A 20893-nucleotide genomic window follows, 5' to 3' on the forward strand; every position below is an offset into this window, starting at 1 on the left:
CAAGGAAGCCGTGCTTGAATTTGGACGAGAAATTTATCCTAATACCGGGATATCTAAAGCTAAAATTTAATACGCTAAGAAAAATTAGAGCTTACGTTTTAGCTCCTTTTTACGCGTGGATTTGCGTGCTTGTCTTGTTTATCCTGCTTATGCCTTTTGAATTTGCTTTAAAGTCTATCGCAAGCTCGCTTCAAACTCCTGAGCATACTGTTTATTGGGCTTTATGTATCGGTGCTTTTATTTTTTCGCTTGCTTTTTTCTTGCGTAGAGTAAGGAGAGATAAGAGCCTAAAATTTAGCCTTTTGTTTGTAAATAATCCTAGACTTAGCCTTAGAATTTTTAAACTTGAAATGGCTGTGTTGTTTTTTATGTTTATCGGGAATTTACTGATTTTGTTTATTATGTTGTTTTTTATTGATTACTTGGATGTTGGGATTGTGGAAAATTTTCTTGCATTTTCATATCCTATCTGTTTTTTGGTTTTTATAGCTTGCGTTTGGGCGAATAAAATTGAATTTGAGCCAAAAAGTGAAGTTTAGCAAGAGCTGAAATATACCGCTCTTATTTCTTCTTGTTGTCTAAATTTTGGCTGTTTTGATGTTAAACAAATATATGAAGCAAAAGGATGATTAAAATATCATCCCTTCGTTATCTTGCTTGATTAGATTATCCTCGGCGTCTTGCTTTGGAAGCGGTGAAATTTTCGTATAAAGTTCGTCTTTGCCCTCATATATCGTGTGAAAAACACCCTCGGGTTCGGTAAAATTTTTCTTTGAATTTGGAAATTCCTTCATATAACTTTGCACAAATTTTTTAAAGACAGGCGCGGCTGTTCGTCCGCCACCCTCGATTTTTCTCATCGGAGTGTTGTTATCGTTGCCGTACCATACGATCACTTGAATTTCAGGAGTATAACCGCAAAACCATGCGTCTATGTTGTTGTTTGTAGTTCCCGTTTTACCCGCAACCTGCACGCCCGCGATTTTGGCATTTTGTCCGGTGCCGCTGTTTACGACGGTTTTTAGCATATCGTTCATCAGGTATGCCTGCTCAGGCTCGGTTACTCTTGTGCGTTTTGGCTCGAAGATAGTTTCTATGTTTTGCGCGCTCATAACTCTTCGAATGAGTGTTGGCTCAACCATCTCGCCCTGATTTGAAAATATAGAGTAGAATTTAGAAAACTCAAGCGGAGAGATCCCAAGGCTTCCAAGTGCTACGGACAAATCTTTTGGTACGTTTTTAAAGCCAAGCTCGCTTAAGCGTTTATAAACAGTGTCAAGTCCGATTTCACTAAGTAAATTTATAGTAGCTAGGTTTCTTGACTGACGAAGCGCGTCTTTAAGTGTGATATAGCCTTGAAAGCCGCCGCTATAGTTCTTAGGCTTCCACGCCTCTTGATTTTTACCCGTATCAAACACGCGCGAGATATCAGCAGCCTTGCTCATCGGCGAGTAGCCCAGATCAAGCGCTATCTGGTAGATAAATGGCTTAAAGCTAGAGCCCGGTTGCCTCATACTCTGCGTAGCGCGGTTGTAGTTGCTTTTGGAGTAATCAACCCCTCCGACAAGTGCCAAGATACCCCCGTCTTTGGGTGATGTTACTACGATAGCTCCGTTTAGCACTGAAGCGTTTGCGTCCTTATCTCGCTTTAAAATTTCATTATGCCCGAATTTAAGCGCCTCTATCGCCATATCCTGAATCTTTAGATCAACGCTTGTTTCGATGATATATCCGCCTGTTTTTATGTCGTTAAAGTGTTTTGAAGCCTCTTTTATAACCTCGTCTACGATATAAGGAGCTTTGTTTTGCGTAAGGGTATCATCATATACGACAGGCGTTTCCATGAGAGACTTTTCATACTCTTCTTTATTTATCCAGCCGAGTATATTCAGCCTCCAAAGAACGTTGTTTGCGCGACTTAGCGACAAGTCAAGATGTCTGGTAGGATCGTATGTGCTTGGGGCTTTTGGAAGACCCACGAGTATGGCTATCTCTTTTAGGCTAAGTTCGTTTAGCTCCTTTCTAAAATACCCCTTTGCGGCTGTTTTTATACCGTGATAACCATGTCCAAAATATACGTGATTTAGGTATCGCTCTAAAATTTCTTCCTTGCTAAGCTCGTTTTCAAGCTTCATAGCAAGAACCATCTCTTTTATTTTTCTTGTAAATTTCTTCTCGCGGGTTAAGACCATATTTTTTACGAGCTGCTGAGTGATGGTGCTAGCACCCTCTACAAGCTTTCTGGCTTTGATGTCTTTTATGATCGCTCTTGTGATGGCTTCTGGATTTACTCCGCCATGCTCAAAAAAGCTCGTATCTTCGATCGCCACAAGAGCTTCTATAAGGCGCGGAGGTATCTCGTCGTATCTTGCGTAAATTCTATTTTCTTCATCAAAGATATTAGCGATTAGCTCGCCGTTTCTATCGTAAATTTGAGTCGTTAGCTTTGGCTTAAATTCGATGATGTTTGTCGCATCAAATCGAATTTGCGAGTAAAGATAGATAATTGCCGCGGACGCGGAAACAAATACGATAAAAAGAAACGAAACTATATATCTCATAAAAATGCCTTTAATTGTTCGTAGTTTAACCCTCTGGCTGTGCTTTCGTTGCCTGTTTGTTTTAGGATGTATTTTTTGTTAAAGCCCTCTATCATCATGGCTCCGGCTTTGCCTTGCCACTCGTTGCTTTTGATGTAGGCTTCAAGTTCTTTTTTGTCAAATTTGCCAAACTCATAGGCCGCCACGCTTACGTTTATAAGCTCGAAATTTTCGCCTAAAAATATCATTGCGGTTATTATCTTGGTCGTGCTTTCGCTTTGTAAATTTAGCATTCTGATAGCGTCTTTGGCGTCTTTTGCCTTGCCTAAAATTTCATCCCCGCACACGACCGCACTATCTGCAAGAAGTATGTTTTTTAAATTCGGATAGGCTTTTAAAAACTGCTCTTTTTTGTTTTGAACTATTTTTAGCACATAGCTTGCAGGAGGCAGTTTTTTACTTATACCGCTTTCGTCAAATTCAAAGGAAATTTGCTTGAAAGCTACTCCGTTCTCTTCTAAAATTTTAGCTCTAGTAACCGAACTTGAAGCTAAAATTATCATTAAAACCCCCTATATGCGACACCAAGATAGGTCGCAAATAAAGCCGCAACAACGTTAAAACGTTAAGCGGTATAAAATAATAAATTATTACGATTAAATTTTCGTGAAGCTCGATATACTCGCTGTCATCGATTGATTTGATAGCTTTTTTTAGCCTGTATGTTACGTAAAGGACGTTTATGAGCAAGAAGGCAAATATCGTCCATTTTGTCGCTATTATCGTGTTTGACATAGGATCTGCGATCTTTGAATAGTCGCTATTCTTGATAAGAATGCCCGTTACCGCCATCACTGATAAAGCCGCATAAACCGCGTATCCAAGGCGCTTAAGAGCTTCTATAACCATCAGGTATCTTTTGTGGTTGTTTGCTATGCCTTGCATGAAAAATTTACACATAAACCAAAAGCAAGCCTGAAATCCTATAAATACTATAGTCGCGCTTATGTGCAAAAACGGAATGATGTGGCTTAATTTTGCAAATGCGATGTTAAATTCGGGCATTTTTATCCTTTTAAAAATAATACGTCAAAGGACGCAAGCTATCTTTGCTCACTATGCTAGTTTTTCTTTTGCGAATTTCACCGCCGCCTCTTTTGCTTCATTCATTTTGCCGATGTCTTTTCCGCCTGCGGTAGCAAAGTCATCTCTTCCTCCGCCGTTGCCGCCTAAAATTTGAGCTATAAATTTAACCCATTCTCCGGCTTTTAAATTTGCGTTTTTGACTCCTGCGGCGATTATCGCTTTGCCTTCTTTTTCCTGCATAAACAGCACTGCAACGCGTTCATTTGCGTTTTTAAGCTCGTCAATCGCGGTTTTGATATCGCCGCCTTGCAAGATCTCAACTCCAAATTTTACGCCGTTTACCTCGCTTAAATTTATGGCTTTTGAACCGCCTGCATTTTTAAGCTCGTCTTTTAGTGCCTTTATCTCGTTTTTTAGTTTTTTAACCGCATTTATAGGCTCGACGCTTTTTAGCTCGGATTTTAGCTCGTCAAGTTCGGCTCTAAACTCTCTTGCTAAATTTACCGCAGCCTTAGAGCAAACCGCCTCTATTCTTCTTACGCCGGCACTTACTCCGCTTTCTTTAACGATAAAAAAGGCTCCGATCTCGCTTATATCTTTTACGTGCGTTCCTCCGCAAAGCTCTTTACTCACATCGCCAAAGCTTAGCACGCGCACTTTTTCGCCGTATTTTTCGCCAAATAGAGCTATCGCTCCGCTATTTTTGGCTTCATCTAAGTCCATTATTTCTATTTTGGCTTGCGCTCCCTTAGCTATCGCGTTATTTACGAAGTTTTCTATCTTTTCAAGCTCTTCGCTTGTTAGCGCTTTAGGATGCGAGAAGTCAAACCTAAGCTTATTTGCCTCTACGCTTGAGCCGGCTTGGGCTATATGACTGCCTAAAATTTTAATCAAAGCCGAGTGTAAAAGGTGAGTTGCGCTGTGGTGGCGCGCTATCTCGCTTCTTTCGTTAGAAACTTTCGCCTCAACTTCATCTCCTGCTTTTAACTCTTTGGTAACTGAAATTTGAGATAAATTTAGCCCAAAGAATTTTTGCGTATCAAGCACTTTGGCAAAATTTTTTATCTCGCCTTCATCCGCACACTGACCGCCGCTTTGAGCATAAAACGGCGTTACATCAAGCATGATCCAGCCGACTTGGTCTGCTTTTAAGCTTGAAACGCGTTTGAAATCATCATCAAGCAGAGCTAAAATTTTGCTCTTTTGCTCTAGGGTTTCATAACCGCTAAATTTATTTTCGCCAAATTCCTCTAAAAGCTCTTTAAAATCGCCTTTTGCGCTTTTGTCTCCGCTTCCTTTCCATGCGGCTTTTGCGCGGCTTTTTTGCTCGTTCATAAGCTCATCAAACCTCTCCTCATCAACCCTTAATCCCTTATCTCTAAGCATATCGGCTGTTAGATCAAGCGGGAAGCCGAAAGTGTCATAAAGCTTAAACGCCGCATCTCCGCTAAAAATTTCTTTTGTTTTTGCCAACTCGTCGTTAAATAGCTCAAGTCCTGAAGCGATAGTGGTTAAAAACCTCTCCTCTTCAAGGCGAATTTGCTCTTTAACCGTATCTTTTTTCTCGTTTAGATAAGTGTAGTGAGAGCCCATCAGCTCGCATACTTGATCAACCAGCCTATACATAAACGGCTCTTTAATACCAAGCAGGTATCCGTGGCGAATCGCGCGACGTAAAATTCTTCTTAGGACGTATCCGCGCCCTTCTTTGTCAAAGCCTACGCCTTGAGCAAGCAGGAATGTAACCGAGCGTATATGATCGCTAATCACACGGTAGCTAGCCCCGCTTTCGTATTCGTAAGGTTTGCCGCAAATTTTAGCCACTTCATTTATAATCGGCATGAAAAGAGAGCTATCGTAGTTGCTAAATTTGCCTTCCATTATTGCAGTTACGCGCTCTAAACCCATACCGGTATCGATTGACGGTTTTGGAAGCGGAGTTAGCTTACCGTCCGCGCTTCTTTCGTATTGCATAAAGACAAGGTTCCAAATTTCAAGAAACCTATCTCCGTCACCGCCCATATAGTCCTCATCTGAGTTAAAGTGCTCCGCCCCTTGATCGTAAAAAATCTCCGAACAAGGACCGCAAGGACCCGTATCGCCCATCTGCCAGAAGTTATCTTTGTCGCCAAATTTGTAAATTCTCTCTTTTGATATATGCTCTTGCCACATAGCATAAGCCTCGTCATCGCTTTCATGAACCGTGACATAGAGGCGATCTTTAGGCAGCTTTAGTACATCTGTAACAAATTCCCAAGCGTAAGCGATCGCGTCTTTTTTAAAGTATTCGCCAAAACTGAAATTCCCAAGCATTTCAAAAAACGTGTGGTGGCGCGCAGTATAGCCCACATTATCAAGATCGTTATGCTTACCGCCCGCTCTTATGCAGGTTTGGCAACTAGTGCGGATAGGCGGAGTAGGGCGTGGAACTTCGCCTGTGAATATGCTTTTAAAAGGCACCATCCCTGCGTTTGTAAAAAGCAACGTCGCATCGTTTGGTACAAGCGGCGATGAAGGTATGATCTCGTGGCCTTTGCTTGCAAAATAATCCAAATAAGCCTGTCTGATATCCATAATTTTTCCTATCAAATTTTATAAAATAGTGCTGATTTTACCATATTTTTCATTAAATTTTTAAAGGCTTGGTTTTAAAGTTAGCGTCAAGAGGGTTTGAAATTTGTTACATTGTAAAATATATTTTACGAAATTTAAAGTGGATTAAACATATAATTACCAAAATAAAATATAATGTCTATCAAAAAAACGGATGAGATTATGAAAAAACGCCTTGCGATCATAGGCTTTGAAGATATCGGCAAAATGCACTATAACGAGCTTAGAAGATCTGATGATTTTGAACTGGTGGGAATTTATAGTAATAAATGCGGCGATAATCATGCCAGAGTTGAAATTTATGATGATATAAACGAGCTTTTTGAGATAACAAATCCCGAAGCGCTTATAATAACTGACGGAATAGAGTATTTTAATCTGTTTTCAAAGTGTGTAAAAGCATCTAAATTTATCTTTATAAATGCACCTTTAGCTAAAAGCAGTAGCGCTATTCAGGAGATGAAATACTGCTCGAATTTAAGCGGAGCTGTAAGCGCTATGTGCCTTTGCGATAGATTTAACCCCGTGATAGCCTCTTTAAAAAAATCTCTTGAAAAAGAGGAAAAAATTTACTCTATAAATATTACTTGCGGTATTTGCAAAGATGAAAATTTGTCTATGCAAATGCTTTATAATATCGATTTGGCAAGGTATTTAACAAGCAGTGAAGTGGGGGGATTTTTTAAATTCGAATCCAAAAACGACAACAAAAAAGAGGCTCTTAGTATGCTTTATGAGCTAAAGATGAAAAATCAATCTTTGGTTAGTATTCACGGCTCAAAAGAGTATCCTATCAACCGTTTTATAGTGGAAGTAGCGGCAAAGAGCGGAATTTATTTTGGCGATTTGCTTGGACTCAAACTTAATAAATACACTGCCGAAGGACAGCAAAATTTGAAAGTAAATTGTGATATATCGCCTGCAAGAATGGCTCAGATAGAATTTGGTAAGCTTTGCGAATTGGGAAAATTCGAAAATTTGGCAAGCTTTGACGAGGTGCTTAAGGTTTATGGAGTGTGCGCATGAAAAGGCTTTTGCTGCTTTTAAATATGGGCGGACCAAATAATCTTAGCGAGGTTGAGGTATTTTTAAAAAATATGTTTAACGACCCCTGTATATTAGGGATTAAAAATAAATTTTTGCGTAAATTTATAGCCTTTATGATAACTCGCTCTAGACTTAAAGAGGCTACGCATAACTACGAACAAATCGGAGGCAAGTCGCCCATTTGCGAGATAACCCAAAAACTATGCGGTAAAATTTCAAGCTTAAGCGATGAATTTGATGCGGTTGATTTTGCTATGAATTACACTCCGCCTTTTGCAAAAGAGGTGCTTAAAAAGTATGAAAATTTTGATGAGATTATAGTTTTGCCTTTATATCCTCATCACTCTATAACAACCGTAATTTCAAGCTTAAATGATTTTAACAAAGCGTTTGAAGAGCTAAATTTAAAGGCTAAAGTGAAAATCATAGAGCCGTTTTATAAAGATGAAGTTTATAATAAGGTCATAGTAAATTCTATAAAAAATATGGTAAGAGATTTAAAAACAGAGGAAATAACGCTTATATTTTCTGCTCACTCTTTACCTCAAAAGATTATAGACAATGGTGATGTTTATGAAAAGCATACTTTAGAGCATGTTGAAATTCTTTCTGCTTTAATCAATAAAGAGATGAAATTTAAAGAAATTCGTGTTGCTTATCAGTCGCGTTTAGGACCTGTAAAATGGCTTGAGCCGGCGCTTGGCGATGAACTGGCAAAACTTGAAAATAAAAAAGCGCTAATCTATCCTATATCTTTTTGTATAGATAATTCAGAGAGCGTTTTTGAGTTGGCAAAAGAGTATAAAGATGTAGCCGATGAGCTTAAATTTGAGTATTATGATGTTGTTACTTGCCCTAACGACAGCGAAGAATTTGCTAAATTTTTAATTCAGATAGCCTTAAAATAATAAACTAAAGCGGAATAAAATTTGCTTTTTATCTTTAATGATTATTTATCGCAAGGAGAAAATTTGAAGATATCAAGCGAAAATTCCGCACTTAAATTTTTAGAGGATTTAAACAACCTTTACAAGTCTCAAAAAATCATTCAAAACGACAAAAGTGAATTTCAAAAAGAGTTGGAAAGCATAAATTTAAAGGCTAAAAGCTCGCTAAAGAGCATGGATGTGGATAGCTTTAGGCAAAATTTAACCAAGATGGGGTCAATTAAATTTATAAGCTATCTAAACGAGCTAAAGATAGAAGAGAAGGTCGAGGCAAAGCGAGCAGAACTCATCAAAATTCTTGGGCTTGATGAAGAGAGCGTAAAAAGCAAAAGCGCAAATGAGATCAAAGAGCTTCTTGCTGTGCTTGAAGATATGCTTGAAAAATTTAGAAAAGATTTGCTTGCCAAAGCTCAGGATAATTCACTTCTTGAAAAACAGCAAAAGCTTGCTAGACACGCATCACCTTTAAGCTTCGTTTTGAATATAATTTAAATTATGTTAATATTTTATCTTGAAATTTTTATTTATAATATATTTGAGCTTACTTTTAGTTTTAAATTTGCTTTGAGATAAGTCCTGTTGTTATTTATATGAATTAATAAATTTATAAAAAAGTTGTTTTAAGTTGAATTTAAAAGAATTTATAAAAAATAGCGATCTTAAGCCCTATGGAACGCTTGAAACTCTATGGGCAATAGTTTTGACGCTTATTATCTCTTCGGTTATTACTTTTATAGTTTTAGTTGTATCTATGCTTTTTATAGCCATAGTTTATAATATAATGATGGAGCTTGATCTGCTTACAAGCGGAATCACCGTCTTATATGATATGGTAGTTGATTTTACGAAAAACTATATCATTATAGCTGTTACTTTTATATTTTTCTGTTCGAGATCTTTAAAAACATATATGAAAGATCATGCCGGATTTATATCTTATGGTGTTTCATTTACTATAGCTGTTGTTTGTGCAGTAGTGTCTATAGCTTTTAACGCTCTTGTTCTTCTTCATTCATTTAATTTAGACGGATTAAGCTGGTTTGTTTATTATTTTAGTTCGATTGTCGTGATATGCGTAATGGCTTATAATTTAAGAGATATAGTAAGCGGAAATTTTATAAAAGATAGGCTTTTAATAGCAGGATTGTTGCTTATATTTATGATTTGCTCGGCTTTTATACTTATGAATATTTTAGAGATTAAAATTTAAATTTGTGTGAAATTTGGCTTTAGCTATATACTATAAAACTATTTTTTAGTCTTTTTCTCTTCTGTTTCGTTTGTGTTATCAAGTTTTAAAAATCCCTCTTCAATCATCAGATCAACCGTCTTTTTAAACACAGGCAGAGCGCTTTGAGCTCCGAAGTGATAATATGGTTTCTTTGGCTCTCTTACTAGAACCCCGATAGTATAGCTGCTACCTTCGCTGTCATTTACAAATCCAAAAAACGAACCGTTATATTTGTTTGAATAACCGCCTGCAGATGCGATGTGAGCCGTGCCTGTCTTGCCGCCTATTTCAAGTCCGGAAGTTTTTGTTTTTTTGCCCGTTCCGCTCTCAACGGCTTTGATGAGTATTCGCTTCATGCGTTTTGCTACATCTTGAGTAAGTACTTGCGTAGGCTCAGGATTGTTTACTACATAAAATTTACCGTTTTTGTAAAGAGAGCTCACAACTTTTGGCGTTACCATAAATCCTTTGTTATTAAAAACATTATACGCTTTTAAAAGCTGTATAAAAGTCGCTTGAAGACCGTATCCGTAGCTGATAGTCGCTTTATAAATTTGCGAGTTTAGCTTTGCTACGGGAGGCATATTGCCCACTTGTTCGTATGGCATATCGATACCCGTTTTTTGTGTGAAGCCGAAATTTAAAAGCCCCGAGTAAATTTGCGAGCCTTCAAGACGCTGGGCTATCTGTATCATGCCGATATTTGATGAGTGCGCAAGCACGTCTTCTGCGGTCATAAAGGGCTGCGGATGAGTATCTCTTATTGTACGTTTGCCAAGCTGATATTTGCCGTTATAGGTGTTTATGCGCTCGAAGGGATTTAGCTTATCTTCGGCAAGCAAAAGTGCAAAAATAAACGGCTTAAATACCGAGCCCACCTCGTAAGCATATTCGGTTGCCGATGAATTTAAGGATTTATAATCTTGCTTTTTTATATTTGAAGGATTGTATCTTGAAGTGGTTGCAAGTGCCAGCAGTTCGCCGGTTTTAGACTCCATAACGCCTACGATTATCTCTTTTGCGTTTAGAAATTCTTTTCTTTCGTCTATGATTTGCTCTAATGCGCTTTGAAATTTAAGAGAGACCGTTAAGATGGTATCATACCCATCTACACGGTTGGCTAAATTTGAATCGCTTGTTAAGATGATATTGTTTCCGATATCCTTGGGTCCTAAAATTTTAGCGTCTTGAATAGCCGAAATGTAGTATTCGTATGACTTCTCAACACCTTTTACACCGGTAACTTTGGTGATATTTTCTTTTTCTATCTTTTTTACGTAGCCTATAAGCGGAGTTAAGGCGTCTTTTGCCATATACTGCCTGCTTTCGCCGCTTTCGACTATACTCATGCCGCGAAGAGATGCTATGCCGGTATTAGGATCTTCGTAAGGAACAAAAATTTTCTTTCTGTACAGCTTTCTTGCAAGCTCTTGAAGGTAAGCGGCGCCTTTAGAGTCGATTTTATAAGAGAGAGTTACAAGCCCTTTTGTGCTGTTTATGCTTTTTTTAACCTTTTTTGGATCATCTCCACTGTAAAGTGAATAAAGCTTAACAAAGAGATCTTTTTTGTTTGGATCGATATTTCTCGTATCGACCATTACTTTATAAAGTTTTTGGCTACTTGCGACGCTAAATCCGTCTTTTGTGACTATATTGCCGCGAAGTGCAGTGTTTACTTCGCTTGTTTCAAGCTTTGGCAGGCGTCTTTCGATGTTTGCTCTATAAAAGATAACCGCTAAAAATATAGATATCCCAAATACAATTAGTGAAAATAAAATTAAAATTTTTGATTTTCTAGAGTTCATTTAAGGCTAAATTTGTGTCCTTGATATCTCTTTGTATGCGCTTAGCGCTTTGTTGCGAATTTCAAGCATTAGCTTCATGCTGGTTTCCGCCTTGCCTATGGCGATTGCGGCTTGATGAAGGTCTTTTACTTCGCCTGTTGCTAGATCGGCGATTGCTTTATCGGCATTTACTTGTACTTCGTTTAGCTCTTTAAGCGAATTATCAAGCATGGTTGCAAATTCATTTTCGCTTTTTTGAGTCAAATTCGCATTTTCTTTTTTAAATGGCGAAGCAAAAGAGCTGATTTTATCGATATTTGTCATTTTTATTAACCTCTTAATAGTTCTATCGCACTTTGAGCGATCGTCTTTGCGCTTTGAAATGCAGAGACGTTTGCCTGATAGGCTCTTGTAGCCTCGATCAGATCAGCCATTTCGATGACCGGATTTATATTTGGATATGCGACGTATCCTTTGGCATTAGCATCAGGGTGGCTTGGATCATATTTTAGTTTAAAATCCTTATCGTCGCGCACCACTTTATCAACTACGACGCTCATTATAGCAGGTTTTGCGTCTTTTTGCCAAAAGCTATCATTAAGCGGGTTTTCATACTCAAGCATGTTCGTTTTTTTTGCGATTTGCTCATTTAGCGTGCTATCGAAATCAACCGCTTTAAATATCACTTCGTGTCGGCGATAAGGTCCGCCTTCAGCCGTTCTTGTAGTGTTTGCATTAGCTATGTTTGAGCTAATTACGTTCATTCTAAATCTCTGTGCGCTTAGTCCGTATCCGCTTATATCAAAATCGCTTAAATAACTCATCTTAATTTCCTTTAAATCTTGCTACTTGCTTCAATCACGCTTTTAAAGTTTGCGCTATCGCGCTTCATTGCGTTATCAAGTGCAGTTATCATGATCGCATTTTTACTAAGCTCTGTTGTCTCCACATCAAGATCGACCGTGTTGCCGTCGTTTCTAGCCATGTGTCCGTCACGAAGAAAGATAGTAGCTAGCTTTGAGTCGGGAAATTTTACCTTTGGCAAATGAGCCTCGTCAGTATTGGCAAGCTCAAGCTCTTTACTTTCTTTTTTGCCGTAAATTTCAGCTGCTCTTTCGCTTAGAGCTCTTTCAAATGCGATATCGCGTGATTTATAAAACGGCGTATTGATGTTTGCGATATTGCTTGATATGAGCTGCTGGCGCAAATTTCTGCTAGCCAATGCGCTTTCTACTAGCTGTTTTGATTTTGAACTTGATATTCCTGCAAACATCTTTAGCCTTTTTGATTAAATTTCACTAGATTTACAAGCAAGTTTTGTTCCTAAAATTCTAAATTTTAAACCAAATTTTCCAAATCTTTAAAATTTTCAAATCCGCTTGGCTCTTTTTTTAAAATTTCAAATATTTTTAAAAACTCATCGCGCTTCATAGCTTTTGCGCCCATAAATTTAAGGTGATCGTTCATCACTTGACAATCAATCATAAAATCAAATTTGCCCAAGGCCTCGCAAAGCTTTATGAGAGCTACCTTTGAAGCGCCTGTTTTTAGGCTTATCATACTCTCTCCGCAAAATACTTTGCCAAAAACTAGCCCGTAAAGTCCGCCGATTAGTTTTTCATCCTCATAAACTTCCACACTATGAGCATATCCGGCTTTAAACATCGCAGTATAGGCTTTTATGATGTTATCGCTTAGCCAAGTGTCTTCCTTTGCGGCGCGTTCGTTTTTGCAAATTTGTAAAAAACTTGCAAAGTCGTGATCAAATTTGACGTTAAATTTTTTAAGTGCGGATTTTATGCTTTTTTGGATTCTGATATCTTTTGGAAACAGCACTGCTCGTGGATCTGGACACCACCAGCATATCGGCTCGTGCGGTAAAAACCAAGGAAAGATTCCTTTGTCGTAAGCTTGCAAAAGCGCCTCAACACTTAAATCTCCGCCTATGCAAAGCGGAGCATTTGAAGGAGCAAGGCTTGGGTCCGGGAAGTTATAAATTCTTGTAAATTCCACTTCCATGCTCGCTCTTATCTGTTTTATTTTGCTAATTTATCAAATTTAAAATCTAATTTGCCGTCTTTTACACCGATATTTAAAACGCCGCCGTTTTTAAGTTTGCCAAATAAAATTTCCTCGCTAAGCTTGGTTGAAATTTCATCCTGAACTACGCGCTTTAGATTTCTAGCGCCAAATTCCTTGCTGTATCCTTTTTCCCAAAGGTATTTTTTGGCTTTCATATCGGCTTTGATGACTACTTTTTTATCTTTCAGACTTGCGCTTATCTCATCAAGTATCTTTTGAGTTATGAGAGCTAGCACGTCTTCGTTTAGGTCGTTAAAATGCACTATCGCGTCGATTCTATTTCTAAATTCCGGGCTAAAGAAATTTTTAACCGCACTGTCTGCTTTGCCGCTTTCATCCTTGCTAAAGCCCATTTTAGGAGCCTCTTTTGAGCCTAAATTTGATGTCATTATGATGATAGTATTTCTAAAATCACTCTTTGCGCCGGTATTGTCGGTTAGGCTTGCGCTATCAAAAATTTGTAAAAATACATTCACAAGCTCGTCGTTTGCCTTTTCGATCTCGTCAAATAAGATCACGCTATAAGGATGCTTTTTGATAGCGTTTGTAAGCATGCCTCCGCCTTCAAAGCCCACATACCCAGGAGGCGCTCCGATGAGTCTTGAAACGCTGTGCTTTTCCATGTATTCGCTCATGTCAAAGCGCTCGAAATTTATACCCAAATTTCTTGCCAGCGATATGGCTAGCTCGCTTTTACCGACTCCGCTTGAGCCTGTAAATAAAAACACTCCGATCGGAGAGGTTGGGTTTTTAAGCCCGGCGTATGAGCGTTTGATCGCATCGGCTAGAGTTTTAACCGCGCTATCCTGACCGAAAATTTCAGATTTCAGCTTGTTTTCTAAGTTTTTAAGGAATGAGATATTGTCAGTCTTTAAATTTGTATCAGGGATATTTGCTATCTTGCTTACGACCGCTGTTATATCGCTTTGTTTGACCCTTGGTATTTTTGGCTTGTTTTAGCGAGAGGCTAGCTCCGACTTCATCTACTAGATCAATTGCGCTATCGGGCAAAAATCTATCGTTTATATATTTTTTAGCTAACTCCACGCTTAGTTTTAAAATTTCATCGCTATATTTTACACCGTGAAATTTCTCGTATTTACTTCTAAGCCCTTTTAAAATTTCAAAGCTCTCATCTATGCTAGGCTCTTCTACGTCAAGCTTTGCAAAGCGTCTTGAGAGAGCTTTTTCTTTCTCAAAAAAGCTTCTGTATTCCGCATAAGTAGTAGCGCCGATACAGCGAAGAGCACCGCTTGCAAGGGCGGGTTTTAGTAAATTTGACATATCAAGGCTTCCGCCGCTTGTAGAGCCTGCACCTATAATCGTGTGAATTTCATCTATAAAGATTATCGCGTTTTCTTGCTCGCTTGCTTCATCTATCACGTCTTTTAGGCGTTTTTCAAAGTCACCTCTATATTTTGTGCCTGCTATCATAGCGCCCAAGTCAAGAGCGAAAATTTGTACATCCTGAAGTTTATAGGGCACTTTTTTATTTGCAATCTTAAGTGCTAAGCCCTCAACTATGGCAGTTTTTCCGACACCCGCTTCTCCTACAAGCAGGGGATTGTTTTTCTTTCTGCGGCTTAAGGTTTGCATCATGCGTTCAAGTTCAACTTCTCTTCCGATAAGCGGATCTATCTTGCCCTCTCTTGCAAGATCGGTTAAATTTATAGAGAATTTTGATAAATTTTGAGCTTTATCGCTCTTTTCTGCTTGTTCTTGTTTTAGCTTATCCGCTTCAACTCCATAAAATTCAAGCGCTTTTGCGCAAAAGCTATCCTTGCTTGTAGCGATTTTATAGAGCAGATCTTTTATTCCGATATTTTTATTTTGAGTTTTTACCTCATCGCCAAGTTCTTTGAAGATTTGCTCCAGCAAAAGAGTCATGCGAGGATGCTTAACCGGCGTTATGCGCTCGTTATTTTGCGAAAGATATTTTTTTAAGTCGTTTTTAAGAGACTCCATATCGTTAAGCCCCGCAGTTATGAGGATATCTCTGCTCTCTTCGTTTAGATTTATAAGCACGAAGAGTATGTGCTCGCTAGTTAAGTATTCGTGAGAATTTGAGTAAGCAAACTGCTCCGCTTTTTCTAAAAAATAGCTTAAATTTGAATCCAGCATCACTCCTCCTCAACCTTTACTTTTAAAGGATACCCCGCGCCAATGGCGGCTTTGCGCACGTCTTCTTGCTTGCTGAGTGCAATTTCTTTAGGATACACTCCACAAATCGCACTTCCTTCATTATGCACTTTAAGCATTATCGTTATAGCGTTTTGGGCGCTATGATGAAAAATTTGCGTTAATACATCAACCACAAAATCCATACTCGTAACATCATCGTTTAGCAAGATGACTTTAAATTTCTTCGGAAACTCCAACTTGTCTTTTAGGCTTGTAAATTCGTGTTCTTGCTTGCCTGTTTTAGTTGGCATTTCTAATGCGCTCCATATCCTTTTCAAGCTTGCCCATGTGAATTCCGCCAAGATAGTAAGGCACTCCGAAATTCCCGCTTCCGATATCGGTCAGCGTTTGATAAATGCCGTTTTTAAGTACCATTTTAATCGGCACCGATTCAAGACGTGGATATTTGATGTCTTCAAGCAGTTGCGCGCTTATCTTGTCATTTACAGGCATATCGTTTGATATGAAATAGTAAGCGTTGTATTTTTGTGCGAAATTTTCGATTACGTACTCGTTTGTTACGTTTTCAAAATGAGTAAGTCCGATAAGTATGAAATCTTTGTCGTTTTTAAGCTGATAATCCATAAGTTCAGGCGCTTCTTTTTGGCATGGCGGACAAAAAGTTCCAAAAATATCAAACATAATAATTTTGCTTTCATCGCCCTTTATCACGAAGCCCCCATCCGTTCTAAGCAGAGTGAGGTCTTTGCCAAATACGCTTGTAAGCTTAATCTCTTCGCCTGTTTTGTATCCTTCTATCTTCTTTGGAGCTTTTGCACTATCATCCTCTTTGCCACAACCCACTAAAAATAGCGCACATAAAAGCGCTACAAATATCTTTTTCATCTCTTTCCTTTTTTTAGTTTTTATAGATTTTACGAAAAAACGCTCAAATTTGCAAGGCTAGATATATCTTTTCATGGCGGCACGAGCCTCTTTATCGGCCTCGCGTTTTTTGAGACTTTCGCGCTTATCGTGTAAATTTTTACCTTTTGCAAGAGCAACTTTTACTTTAACTATATTTTTATCGTTTAGATAAAGTACCAGCGCAACCAGCGTTAGCCCCTCTTGCGTAACAGCGCCAAACAGCTTATCTATCTGCTTTTTGTGCATTAAAAGCTTCCTTGGCGCTCTTTCATCGGGTCTAAAGTGCGAATGCGTCGTATCCAAGTGGCTGATGTGAGCGTTTAGCAGAAACATCTCGCCTTTTATCACGCGCACGAAGCTGTCTTTTAGATTTGCTCTTCCTGCGCGCAAAGCCTTTACTTCGCTACCTTTTAGTACGATACCCGCTTCAAAAGTTTCAAGTATAGTAAAATCATGAAGCGCTTTTTTATTTTTTGCTAAGTCCTTGCCCATTTTTCTCTCATTTCAAACAAAACACGCTGCTTCCGCTTCCGCTTAAAAACATATCTTTATATTTTTGCATTTGCGGATAAAGCTTAAAGCATGGTGCATAAAGATCGTTTAGTTCGCTGTTTTTATAGCCTGCAAGCAGTTGCTCGCTAGTCAAATTTGACATTTTGTTCGCTAAATTTGCGTCTATCCTGTTTATAAAATTTGCTCTAAATTCGCTATAAACCGCAGGGGTTGAAGCGAAAACCTGAGGGGTAAATAGCTCTAAACTAGGAACTTCATCTTTAAATTCCTCTATCACTTCGCCTATGCCGCTTACGTTTGCAGCCTCAAAGTCGCTTACGAAAAACGCCACGTCAGCTCCGATTTGCTCGGCTATCTTGTAAAGTTTTTCGCGTGGAATTTTTAAATTAAGCTCCTCGTTTGTCATCTTTAAAAATGTCGCTGCGTTACTGCTTCCGCCGCCAAGTCCTGCGCCTATCGGGATGTTTTTATTGATGATTATTTTATGCGAGCTAAAGAATTCATGAATCTCGTCTTTAAAGCCTGCGTTTTCAAGTGCTTCTTTTGCTTTTAAGACTATATTGTTTTTTATGTTTTTATTATTGCACTCTACGCTAAATTTGTCCGAGCGAACGAAATTTATCTCGTCAAAAAGCCTGCGCCAAAGCACAAACCTAGAAACTATCTCATGATAGTTTCCTCTGGTTCCGATAATTTTTAAAAAGATATTTATCTTTGCAAAGCTTTTCATTTTTGTATTTTTTTACTAAGCTCGCTTAGACTTGCATCGTCGGCTAAATTTATAGCCTCTTTATTTTTGCTTGCAACCTCCTGAGCAAGCTCGGAGCGTAGTATAATCATATTTTTAGGAGCCTCTATACCAAGCTTAACGCCGCTTTTTGATATGCCAACGACCGTGATCTTGATATCCTTACCAAGAAGTATGCTCTCATCTTCTTTCCTTGAAAGTATTAGCATAGTTTAGCCTTGTTTAATCGGTACGTAACCGTTTGATCTTTTATCTCAATGATGCTTAAAAATTTATCAAAAGATATTAAATATATTTTATTTTCTCTCTCTTTGAAATCCGCCACGCTTAGCTTCTTACCGTCCATTAGATCGCCTATATCGCCTAAGTATTCATTGCGCGGTAGGTTTAAAATTTCAAGAGGATTGAGGAATTTTTCGTTTTCAAATTTTAGCCCACCTTCGCTTTGTCTATGAAGCGCGCTAAGCGTAGCTTTTTGACCTAGTTTTGAGGCCAAAATTTGCGCGTAAGAGCGGATGTATGAGCCCTCATCGACACTTAGCTTTACCGTTAAAAACGGATGCATATAGCTTAAAATTTGAGCTTTATATACTCTCATGATCTGCTCTTTAAGCTTAAATTTCACTCCTTCGCGAGCGAGTTTATAGGCTCTTGTACCGTTTATATGTTTTGCGCTAAATTTTGGCGGAGTGTAAGCTATCTCTCCTGTTAAATCGCTTAAAATTCGCTTTATATCGCTTAAATTTAGCTCTTTTACGTTTTTTACTTCGCTTATATTTTCATTGTCCAAACTTTCGCTTTGCGCCCCAAACCAAATGGTAGCTATGTAAACTTTTGGCGTTTTATTTATGTAGTTAAAAAATCTAGTATAGCTTCCGAGCGCTACTAAAAGACACCCGCTTGCAAAAGGATCAAGAGTGCCTGAAAAGCCTGCCTTTTTCACGCCGTATTTACGCTTTAGGCGTGTTAAAAAGCGATTTGAGCTAACTCCTATGGGTTTATTTACAACAAAAATCGCGTTCATACGACTTTTTCAACGAAGCTTGACATGATATCACGCTCTATGCCGCCGAAATTTATGCTGAGTTTAAGCTCTTTTTTGACTTTGCTAACGCCTGTAACGCGACCTATGCCAAAAATTTTATGTTTTACCAAATCGCCTTTTTTATATTCATTTGAAGTTTGCGTTTGGATTATAATGCTTCCGGAGCATACGCCCGCTTCGTTTAAAAACCTACTTCTTTCAAGCCTTGTGCGCTGCCCTTTGTAAAATCTTGAATTTACGCAGCTTAACGTGAGCGTTTTTTTTGCTCTTGTTATGGCTACGTAAGCCAGTCTTCGCTCCTCTTCTATGTCGCTTCCTTCGCCGATTAGCGGGAAAAATCCCTCCTCAAGACCGATTACGAAAAGATGATCAAATTCAAGCCCTTTGCTTGCGTGTATGCTCATGATTGATATGGCGTCTTCGCTTATACCGTCTTGCTCGCTTTGAAGAGTTAGTTCGTTTAAAAATTCTTCAAGCTCGAAATTCGGATTTTGCTTTATCTGATCTTTTATCATCGCATAAAATTCATCGATGTTTGCTACTCTTTCAGCTCCGTCAGGCAGGCTTTCGTAGTATTTTTTGATACCGAATTTCGCCTCAAGCTTATCTATAAGCTCATATAAAGAGGCGCACTCTTTCAGATCTTTTAAATTTAGGACAAATTCGTTAAGTGCGGATACGATCTTTTTGCTAAACGCTTCATCTTTTTCATCTAAATTTAAAATCGCTTCAAAAATGGAAATTTTGTTTTCGTAGGCTATCTTTTCTATTTTGGCTAGACTTACTTTGCCAAGTCCTCGTTTAGGGCGATTTATGATACGCTTGATTGAAAAATCATCGTTTTCATTTGTGATAAGCCTTAAGTAGCTGATGACGTCTTTAACTTCGGCTCTTTCATAAAATTTCACTCCACCGACCATTTTGTAAGGGATTTTTTCTTTATTAAGACCCTCTTCAAGCGAGCGAGAAAGGGCGTTTATGCGGTACAAAACGGCTATATCGCTTGCATCTACGCCTTTATTTAAGAGATCTTTTATATGCTTTGCTATCTTGCTGGCTTCCATACTCTCATCGTTTGATTCTAGAAACACTATCTCTTCGCCTGCTTCTTTGGTGCTTACAAGCTTCTTGCCAAGGCGGTTTCTGTTGTGATCTATGAGCTCGTTTGCAGCTTTTAAAATCGCACTTGTCGAGCGGTAGTTGTGCTCTAGTCTTACTATTTTCGTGTTTTTAAATTGATCTTTGAAATTTAAGATATTTTCTATCTTTGCGCCTCGCCAACCATAGATGCTTTGATCGTCATCGCCTACTACGCAGATATTCTCGTGAGTCTTGCACAACTTGCGAAGTAGCTTATACTGCAAATCGTTTGTATCTTGGTACTCATCTACCATTATATAGCGGTATCTTTTGGAAATTTCGTCAGCCAAGCCTTCGTTTTGATCTAAAATTTTATAGGTTAGGCAGAGTAAATCGTCAAAATCAACAAGATTGTTTGAGCTTAGATACTCTTCGTATTGCTTGTATGAATTTGCGATCTTAAGATAGTATCCGTCTTTGTTTTTAGATGCGTCGCTATAAAGGCTTAAATTTGCAAATACATCCTCAACGCTTAAAAGAGAGTTTTTAAAATTTGAAATTTCGCTTGATAGGGCAGGGGTTGGAATTTGGCTTTCAAAGCTTTTTAAAATTCTTTTTTTATCATCGGTATCTATTATTACGAAGCTATTTTTGCGATTAAGATTATCTATATAAAATTTTAAGAACAAAAGCCCGAATTTATGAAAGGTGCAAAGCAGGGGAGTTAAATTTTTACTGTTTTCGCCAAGCATATTTATGGCTCTTGTTCGCATTTCGTTTGCAGCTTTATTTGTAAAAGTAAGAGTAAGCGTATTTGCAGGATCTATACCTACTTCGCTTATAAGATAGGCAAGGCGAGTGGTTATCGTTTTTGTTTTGCCGCTTCCTGCGCCTGCAAGTATAAGCATAGCGCCGTCTAAATGAGTTGCCGCTTCTCTTTGTTCATCATTTAAAGATTTTAAAAATTTTTCCATTAAATTTCCAAGAAATATATTTAGTGTATTTAGATTGTAACACAACAACCTTAAAAATCAGCGTTTTTAATATCTATTTCAGTGTAATTTTAGTATTTATTACTATAATTATTCGATGCGTGATATTATAATTTTTCTTAATAATATTATGTTAT

At 38.3% G+C, this 20893-nt stretch carries 21 protein-coding genes and 1 pseudogene; 5 read left to right on the forward strand and 17 right to left on the reverse strand.

The features are described 5' to 3' along the window. Window positions 1–14: 14 nt before the first annotated feature. Complete coding sequence (locus tag CORI_RS03475; protein WP_173030817.1) at window positions 15–539, forward strand: hypothetical protein; 525 nt, start codon at window positions 15–17, stop codon at window positions 537–539. Window positions 540–629: 90 nt separating this feature from the next. Here the strand turns inward: CORI_RS03475 and CORI_RS03480 are convergent, their stop codons facing one another. The 4 genes from CORI_RS03480 to alaS are packed head-to-tail and all read right to left on the reverse strand — an operon-like array spanning window position 630 to window position 6200. After that, window positions 630–2561: a transglycosylase domain-containing protein gene (locus tag CORI_RS03480; protein ID WP_173030818.1), complete on the reverse strand. Its 1932-nt coding sequence runs from the start codon at window positions 2559–2561 to the stop codon at window positions 630–632. Then, window positions 2558–3103, reverse strand: a complete 546-nt coding sequence (gene maf, locus CORI_RS03485) for a septum formation inhibitor Maf (protein ID WP_173030819.1) — start codon at window positions 3101–3103, stop codon at window positions 2558–2560. Before maf ends, CORI_RS03480 begins: the two co-directional genes overlap by 4 nt. Next, on the reverse strand, window positions 3072–3605 hold the full coding sequence (locus CORI_RS03490) for a 3-isopropylmalate dehydratase (protein ID WP_173030820.1): 534 nt from the start codon (window positions 3603–3605) through the stop codon (window positions 3072–3074). The genes maf and CORI_RS03490 overlap by 32 nt, the downstream gene beginning before the upstream one ends. A 51-nt stretch (window positions 3606–3656) precedes the next feature. Continuing rightward, on the reverse strand, window positions 3657–6200 hold the full coding sequence (gene alaS / locus CORI_RS03495; RefSeq protein ID WP_173030821.1) for an alanine--tRNA ligase: 2544 nt from the start codon (window positions 6198–6200) through the stop codon (window positions 3657–3659). 174 nt (window positions 6201–6374) lie between these two features. On the opposite strand from alaS, the gene CORI_RS03500 reads away from it, so the two are divergent. The 4 genes from CORI_RS03500 (at window position 6375) to CORI_RS03515 (ending at window position 9443) form a co-directional block, all read left to right on the forward strand. Then, window positions 6375–7265, forward strand: coding sequence for a Gfo/Idh/MocA family oxidoreductase (locus CORI_RS03500; protein WP_173030822.1), 891 nt, complete (start codon window positions 6375–6377; stop codon window positions 7263–7265). Beyond that, window positions 7262–8194 carry a ferrochelatase gene (hemH, locus tag CORI_RS03505; RefSeq protein WP_173030823.1) on the forward strand — a complete coding sequence of 311 codons (933 nt, stop codon included), beginning with the start codon at window positions 7262–7264 and terminating at the stop codon, window positions 8192–8194. The genes CORI_RS03500 and hemH overlap by 4 nt, the downstream gene beginning before the upstream one ends. Before the next feature lie 63 nt (window positions 8195–8257). Next, complete coding sequence (locus CORI_RS03510; RefSeq protein WP_173030824.1) at window positions 8258–8725, forward strand: response regulator; 468 nt, start codon at window positions 8258–8260, stop codon at window positions 8723–8725. A gap of 133 nt (window positions 8726–8858) precedes the next feature. Further along, a complete protein-coding gene (locus tag CORI_RS03515; RefSeq protein WP_173030825.1) occupies window positions 8859–9443 on the forward strand; it encodes a hypothetical protein in 585 nt (194 codons plus the stop codon). Between the two features lie 38 nt (window positions 9444–9481). On the opposite strand, the gene CORI_RS03520 is transcribed toward CORI_RS03515, so the two are convergent. From CORI_RS03520 to CORI_RS03580, 13 genes and pseudogenes are all read right to left on the reverse strand, one after another. Beyond that, window positions 9482–11269: a penicillin-binding protein 2 gene (locus CORI_RS03520; protein WP_173030826.1), complete on the reverse strand. Its 1788-nt coding sequence runs from the start codon at window positions 11267–11269 to the stop codon at window positions 9482–9484. Between the two features lie 6 nt (window positions 11270–11275). Continuing rightward, a complete protein-coding gene (gene fliE / locus CORI_RS03525; RefSeq protein WP_173030827.1) occupies window positions 11276–11572 on the reverse strand; it encodes a flagellar hook-basal body complex protein FliE in 297 nt (98 codons plus the stop codon). 5 nt (window positions 11573–11577) lie between these two features. Then, on the reverse strand, window positions 11578–12072 hold the full coding sequence (gene flgC / locus CORI_RS03530) for a flagellar basal body rod protein FlgC (protein WP_173030828.1): 495 nt from the start codon (window positions 12070–12072) through the stop codon (window positions 11578–11580). Between the two features lie 11 nt (window positions 12073–12083). Then, entirely contained in the window at window positions 12084–12521 is a 438-nt protein-coding gene (gene flgB / locus CORI_RS03535) for a flagellar basal body rod protein FlgB (protein WP_169942006.1), read from the reverse strand. 65 nt (window positions 12522–12586) lie between these two features. Further along, window positions 12587–13267, reverse strand: a complete 681-nt coding sequence (gene aat / locus CORI_RS03540; RefSeq protein ID WP_173030829.1) for a leucyl/phenylalanyl-tRNA--protein transferase — start codon at window positions 13265–13267, stop codon at window positions 12587–12589. Between the two features lie 17 nt (window positions 13268–13284). Next, a pseudogene (locus CORI_RS03545) lies at window positions 13285–15451 on the reverse strand (AAA family ATPase). Beyond that, window positions 15451–15762 carry an ATP-dependent Clp protease adaptor ClpS gene (locus CORI_RS03550; RefSeq protein ID WP_173030830.1) on the reverse strand — a complete coding sequence of 104 codons (312 nt, stop codon included), beginning with the start codon at window positions 15760–15762 and terminating at the stop codon, window positions 15451–15453. Before CORI_RS03550 ends, CORI_RS03545 begins: the two are co-directional and overlap by 1 nt. Beyond that, window positions 15752–16357 carry a TlpA family protein disulfide reductase gene (locus CORI_RS03555; RefSeq protein ID WP_173030831.1) on the reverse strand — a complete coding sequence of 202 codons (606 nt, stop codon included), beginning with the start codon at window positions 16355–16357 and terminating at the stop codon, window positions 15752–15754. Before CORI_RS03555 ends, CORI_RS03550 begins: the two co-directional genes overlap by 11 nt. A gap of 57 nt (window positions 16358–16414) precedes the next feature. Continuing rightward, window positions 16415–16870 (reverse strand): SsrA-binding protein SmpB, encoded by a 456-nt coding sequence (gene smpB / locus CORI_RS03560; RefSeq protein WP_172200569.1) that lies wholly within the window; start codon window positions 16868–16870, stop codon window positions 16415–16417. A gap of 7 nt (window positions 16871–16877) precedes the next feature. Continuing rightward, window positions 16878–17621: a 4-(cytidine 5'-diphospho)-2-C-methyl-D-erythritol kinase gene (locus CORI_RS03565; protein ID WP_173030832.1), complete on the reverse strand. Its 744-nt coding sequence runs from the start codon at window positions 17619–17621 to the stop codon at window positions 16878–16880. Continuing rightward, window positions 17618–17848 (reverse strand): carbon storage regulator CsrA, encoded by a 231-nt coding sequence (gene csrA, locus CORI_RS03570; protein ID WP_173030833.1) that lies wholly within the window; start codon window positions 17846–17848, stop codon window positions 17618–17620. Before csrA ends, CORI_RS03565 begins: the two co-directional genes overlap by 4 nt. Then, the gene (gene truB / locus CORI_RS03575) at window positions 17842–18663 is read right to left on the reverse strand and encodes a tRNA pseudouridine(55) synthase TruB (protein WP_173030834.1); all 822 of its coding nucleotides are present in this window, start codon (window positions 18661–18663) and stop codon (window positions 17842–17844) included. The genes csrA and truB overlap by 7 nt, the downstream gene beginning before the upstream one ends. Further along, a complete protein-coding gene (locus tag CORI_RS03580) occupies window positions 18660–20738 on the reverse strand; it encodes an ATP-dependent helicase (protein ID WP_173030835.1) in 2079 nt (692 codons plus the stop codon). The genes truB and CORI_RS03580 overlap by 4 nt, the downstream gene beginning before the upstream one ends. Window positions 20739–20893 lie beyond the last annotated feature (155 nt).

This window comes from Campylobacter sp. CCUG 57310, assembly GCF_013201975.1.
Classification (GTDB): Bacteria; Campylobacterota; Campylobacteria; order Campylobacterales; family Campylobacteraceae; genus Campylobacter_A; species Campylobacter_A canis.